Source organism: Campylobacter sp. JH32, assembly GCF_017846535.1.
GTDB classification, from domain to species: Bacteria; Campylobacterota; Campylobacteria; order Campylobacterales; family Campylobacteraceae; genus Campylobacter_D; species Campylobacter_D coli.
Genome location: NZ_JAEQBS010000024.1, coordinates 1 through 2728 on the forward strand (window position 1 = coordinate 1; position 2728 = coordinate 2728).

The 2728-nt window shown below is 26.1% G+C and carries 1 protein-coding gene and 2 pseudogenes; all 3 read left to right on the forward strand.

What is annotated here, in order from left to right; translation table 11 throughout:
• A pseudogene (locus tag KAR67_RS09275) lies at nt 1-534 on the forward strand (motility associated factor glycosyltransferase family protein); the annotation flags it as partial.
• The gene (locus KAR67_RS09280; protein ID WP_072231669.1) at nt 531-2390 is read left to right on the forward strand and encodes a motility associated factor glycosyltransferase family protein; all 1860 of its coding nucleotides are present in this window, start codon (nt 531-533) and stop codon (nt 2388-2390) included. The pseudogene KAR67_RS09275 and the gene KAR67_RS09280, both read left to right, overlap by 4 nt.
• A gap of 12 nt (nt 2391-2402) precedes the next feature.
• A pseudogene (locus KAR67_RS09285) lies at nt 2403-2728 on the forward strand (motility associated factor glycosyltransferase family protein); the annotation flags it as partial.

Sequence of the window (2728 nt, forward strand, 5' to 3'; positions counted from 1 at the left end):
TTGCTTGATAAAGATTTAAATAAACCTTTTGAAAAATTAGAACCTTTAAGTTTAAATAAACAAAATGAGTTTTTACTTAAGGCTTATTATAAAGTTTATCAAAGTATTAAACATTGTAGAGATTTTAACGATAATTTTATTAAAGTTTATGATAAAATAAAAAATTCTTTTACGAGTTTACAAAATTCTCAAAAAAATGAAATTTTTATTCAAGAAATTATTCAAGATATAGATAAAACCAAAACTCAAATAGATGAACTTTACAATACTCAAAAAGATTTGATACAAATTTTAGGTCCCTTACTAACTCAATTTGAACTTAATCTTGCTAGAATTTATGTCTTAAATCCTAAAACCAAAGAAGATGCTTTTAATAAAAGCATTCTTTGGATAAAAGAACATTTAGAATTTATGGAATTAGTTTATGGACATATTAAAGCACAAGAAAATGCTTTGATAAAAAATATACTTCCTTTAGAAGAAAAACTTAAAGAAAGAAAATTAGATAAATGGATGGAAAGGGTGAGAAGGTGAGAGAAGAGCTTTTTTTAAAAAATACTCAAGCTTTGTTTGAGGTCGATGAGTTTTTAGCTTGTACACTGAGATCACTTAAATACTTAACTTTTGCACTTATCCAAGATGAAAATGGAATAAATTTTAAAAAAGATGATATTTTTCTTTATGAAAATCCCAATAAAGAGCTTTTAGAAAACCTTACTCTGTTTAAAACCGAATATAACAAATATCCTGTTTTGTTTTTTTATGGCTTTGGAAATGGAATGTTTTATAAAACTTTATGTAAAAACAAACAACATAAACACATTATCATTTTTGAAGACAATCTTGAAATTTTAACTTTAGCTTTTCATTTATTTGATTTTAGCGAAGAATTAAAAAAAGAACAACTAATACTTTTTTATACTCCAAATATTAATACAGCACAACTCACCACACTTTTTACTTATGAAATCATTCAAAAAAGTGTAAAAATTTTTAATCTTTTTATCCATAATGATTTTTATCAACAATTTTACAGCACTCAAATACAAAATATAAATACTCAACTGATAGAAATGATACGATTTATCGTTTTAAACAAAGGTAATGATCCACATGATTCTTTAGTTGGAATCAAACATACCCTAGATAATCTCCCTAAAATGTTAAATCATGGAATTTTTCAAGAATTTCTCAAAGAAAGAAGAGCTAAGGTTAAAAATGCTATCATTGTTTCTACAGGACCAAGTCTTATAAAACAACTTCCTTTATTAAAAAAGTATGCTAATAAAGCTACGATTTTTTGTGCAGATAGTGCTTATGTTATCCTTGGAAAATACGGTATAAAGCCTGATTATGTTTGCATGCTAGAGCGTGATGATATAGTTTCTAAATGTTTTGATAATGATTTTGGCGATTTTAACAAAGGCATACTTTTCATACTTGCTTCTGTGGTTCACAAAGAAGTATTAGATTTTTTAGAAAAAGATCAAAGAACTTATATGCTTGTACATCGCCCTTTAAATTTTGCAGCTAGTTTAAAACTTGATGAATATGGATATCTTGGAGTAGGACACAGTGTTTCCAATATGATCTATGAACTAGCAGGAGCTTTAAGATTTGAAAATATCATTTTTATAGGACAAGATCTAGCTTATGGCGAGGATGGAAGTTCACATCCTAAAGAGCATATACATGGAAGCCAAGGTGAAGAAATCAGAGGAGAAAAATATACACTAGCTTATGGGGGAAAAGGCAAAGTAAGAACACAACTTACTTGGAATTTGTTTCGTCAAGCTTTTGAAAAAGATATATTTTGGGCAAAAGAAAAACTCAATATCACCACCTACAACTGCACCGAAGGTGGAGCAAGGATAGAAGGAACCATAGAAAAACCTTTTCTATGGGCTTGTGAGAATTTACTTGATAAAGATTTAAATAAACCTTTTGATTTTCCAAAATTTCTAGATAAAAAACTAGCCAAAGAAAAATTAGAAAAAACAAAAAAATATCTCCAAAAAAGCATTTTAGAATCCAAAGAATTTATAAAAAAAACTCAAACTCAGCTTCAAAAGCTTAGATACACTTTAGAAAAAAATGACAAGAATTTTCAAACTCTTGAAAAAATCAAAAATGATCTTTTAAATCTTTTTAAAGAATTTAAAAAACTCAAGCTTTTTAATGAACTTTGTCAAGCTATTTATTTTCATAATGAATGCGAAATTTTAAAATTTGAAGTTTTAAACACAAATAAGCAAAAAGAAAATTTAATAGACTTTTTAAAAATACAACACAATTGGTTTATCCAAGGTTTAGGATACCTTGATGCTCAAAACAAAACCATAGAAAAAAGTTTAGAAAATTGGAATTTTGACGATATAATCAAAAAATAATTAGGATTTCCAATGATCTTCACCCCTACTCAAAAAGAACTCTTTAACAAAAACATTGAGGCTTTAAGTAATATTCTTTTAAAAGAAAGTTTAAAAGAAATTAAATCAAGTAAATTTGAACTTATCTTAGGTAAAGATAATCTAGATATCAATTTAAAAGATACAAGTGATAATACTTTTCTTTATGAAAATGTTATTGATGAATTAAACTCTATGCTAAATACTTATAATGATAAATATCTACTTTATCCTGTATTGTATTTTTATGGTTTTGGAAATGGAATTTTATTTAAAGCTTTATTGCAAAATAAAAATCATCAGCATATTGTTGTTTTTGA